Raw genomic sequence first — 2,599 nt, 5'->3', positions numbered from 1 at the left:
GAAAGCGCACCTGCACCCGAACCACCCGCTCCTGCGAGCGCCTGAAAAGTGGCCGCTTCATGGGTAGTCCCTGGCACGGGCCGTTTTGCCTGTCCCGGCCCGGCAGGGACGGGACGGGCGCGCTGCTGCGGGGCGGCCAGACGGTAGCACCGAACAGGCGGCCAACACCCGACACGAAAAAGGTGGGGGCGGCCTCCAGCGCCGCCCCCACCCTGCGAAGGGAGCCCGGTTGTGCTCTTACGCGCCTGCTCGCTTACTGGTACGGCTCTCAGGCTCGGCCAGTATCTCGTTCCAGGGCCTGTCCTTCATGGCCTCCGGAACGAACAGGTTGCCCCACTCGGGAACGATGAGGCGCCTGTCGGCGCGGGCACCACACCGGCAGCCGGCCGGCCTCAAGATGCAAAACGGCCGGAGCCCAGGCGGCGGGCCCGTTCGACCAGAGCGCCGAGAGCCCGCACTCCTCGCCACAGAGACGGGTACGCCGGGACGCCCGAGCGGTTGAGGGCGCGGCGGGCTTCGGCGCTTGCCTGCGCCCCGATGGACGTCACAACGATGGGTTTAGCCGCCGAGCGCGCAAAGGCGGTGATCACGTCCAGGAGCCGGGCGTCCAGACCCGGAGGCTCGAGCTGCACCGAGCAGAGGATGGCGTCCACCCCCGGGTCTTCGTTGAGAATGGCCAGCGCCCGCTCGTACGTGACCACACCGGCGCTCGCGGTGAGGTCGACGGGGTTCTCCACCGATGCGAAGGGCAGAACCTCCCGCCGCAGCGCTTCCCGGGTGCTGTCCGAAAACCGCGCCAGGCGCACCTTCACCGAACGCTCGGCGGCCTCCAGGTAGTCGGCCATCATCACCCCGTGCCCGCCGGCCGAAACGAGCACGGCGACCCGGTCCCCCGGGGGAAGCGGCGAGCAGGCAAGCGCCCAGGCCACGTCCACCAGTTCCTCGTCGTCATACGCCCGGTAGATGCCGAGCTGGCGGAAAACGCCGTCCACCACGCGCTCGCCGGCCGCCAGGGACCCCGTGTGCAAGGCGGCCGCCCGCGCCCCTGCTGAACTGCGCCCCGCTTTCACCACGCAGACGGGCAGGCGGGCGGTCAGCTCGCGGGCCGTCTCGAAGAAGCCGGCCCCGTCCCCGAAACTCTCGAGGTACAGAGCCAGGGCCTTCACGTCGGGCTGGATGGCGAGGTAGGCCATGAGTTCGTTTTCGTTGATATCGAGGCGGTTGCCGAGGCCCACGAACGAGTGAAAGCCAATCCCCTCGGCCGCCGCTGCGCTCATACGCGTCACCGCCGTGGCTCCGCTTTGCGAGATGAACGCCAGCGGCCCGGGGCCGGGGCGCAGGGCCCGCTCCCGCACGACGAACAGGGTATCCAGGCCCGACTTCGGCACCAGCACTCCCAGCGTGTTTGGCCCCAGCAGGCGAAGGCCGCTCGAACGCACGATGCGGCGCAGCTCCTCTTCGAGGAGGCGACCTTGCTCGCCCGTCTCCCCGAAGCCGCCGGCCACCACAATGGCGGCCTTCACGCCCCGGCGGGCGCACGCCTGCACCACGTCCGGCACGGCCGCAGCCGGGGTGGCGACCACGGCGAGCTCCACGGGCTCGGGAAGGGCGTCGATCGAAGGGAAACAAGAAACCCCGTGCACCTCACTGGCGCCGGGGTTAACCGCGTAGACGCGAGCATTGCTGTCGAGCAGGTACCGGAGGATCAAGCCACCGGGCTTCGCAGCGTCCCGGCTTGCTCCCACCACGGCGATGCTCGCCGGCCGCAGGAGCGCATCAAGGGCCGCCCAGGCAACCACTCCCTTTCATGCCGCGAGCCTACAAGCTTATCGTACGGCGGGTGCGGGCACCCGGCAACCCGGGCTGGACCCCGTAGGGAGTGCCGTGCATCCCGTATCCAGTATGGCTACCCGAACGCGTCCGGGACCGCGCTCGCACCCCGTCCGGCACCCTATGCGGCAGCCTACCCTGCGGCCACCGGTGGACGCCGGTGGATTCCGGGTCCTGGACGGACTGCTCTCGAGGCCTGTCCTGGCGACGTTGGTCGCACGCCCGGAGAACCGGGTGGACCGGAAGACCCTGGAAAAGGCCGCGGGCGGATATAACGGCGAGTTGTACAACACCGAGGAGGTCCGAAGCGAGCTAAAGGGCCTCGGGCATGTGTTCGAGAGCTACTCGGACACCGAGGTGTTGCTGCGAAGCTACATGGAGTGGGGGCCCCAGTGCACGGCCAGGTTCAACGGAATCTTCGCCTTCGCCGTCTGGGACGACGCCAGGGCGCGCCTCTTCATGGCCCGGGACCGGCTGGGCGTCAAGCCGTTGTTTTACGCCGAGCGCGATGGTGGGTTGTTGTTTGGCTCCGAACTGAAAGCCCTCCTGGCCCACCCTGCGGTTCCGCCCGAAATTGACGCCGAGGGTCTCGCCGAAGTGCTGGTCGTGGGCCCGGGGCGAACTCCCGGCCACGGGGTCTTCCGCGGCGTACACGAATTGAAGCCCGGGTGGTGGCTGTTGTTCGAGCGGGACGTCGCGTCCTCCGCGGGCCCCGGGCCACGCCCGGTGAGGGGCCGCCTGCGAACCCTCCCCTACTGGTCGCTGCAAA

At 69.6% G+C, this 2,599-nt stretch carries 3 protein-coding genes; 1 reads left to right on the top strand and 2 read right to left on the bottom strand.

Annotated elements, in window-relative coordinates:
* A partial coding sequence (locus AB1609_20785) for a hypothetical protein (GenBank protein ID MEW6048879.1) occupies positions 1-211 on the bottom strand: 211 nt, incomplete at its 3' end.
* A 181-nt stretch (positions 212-392) separates the two neighbouring features.
* On the bottom strand, positions 393-1,799 hold the full coding sequence (locus AB1609_20780; GenBank protein ID MEW6048878.1) for an acetate--CoA ligase family protein: 1,407 nt from the start codon (positions 1,797-1,799) through the stop codon (positions 393-395).
* A gap of 154 nt (positions 1,800-1,953) precedes the next feature.
* On the opposite strand from AB1609_20780, the gene AB1609_20775 reads away from it, so the two are divergent.
* On the top strand, positions 1,954-2,599 hold a 646-nt coding region (locus tag AB1609_20775; GenBank protein MEW6048877.1), incomplete at its 3' end, for a hypothetical protein.

The sequence above is a fragment of the Bacillota bacterium genome (assembly GCA_040754675.1).
GTDB lineage: Bacteria > Bacillota > Limnochordia > Limnochordales > Geochordaceae > Geochorda.
This window is presented reverse-complemented; position numbering and strand designations above follow the sequence as displayed.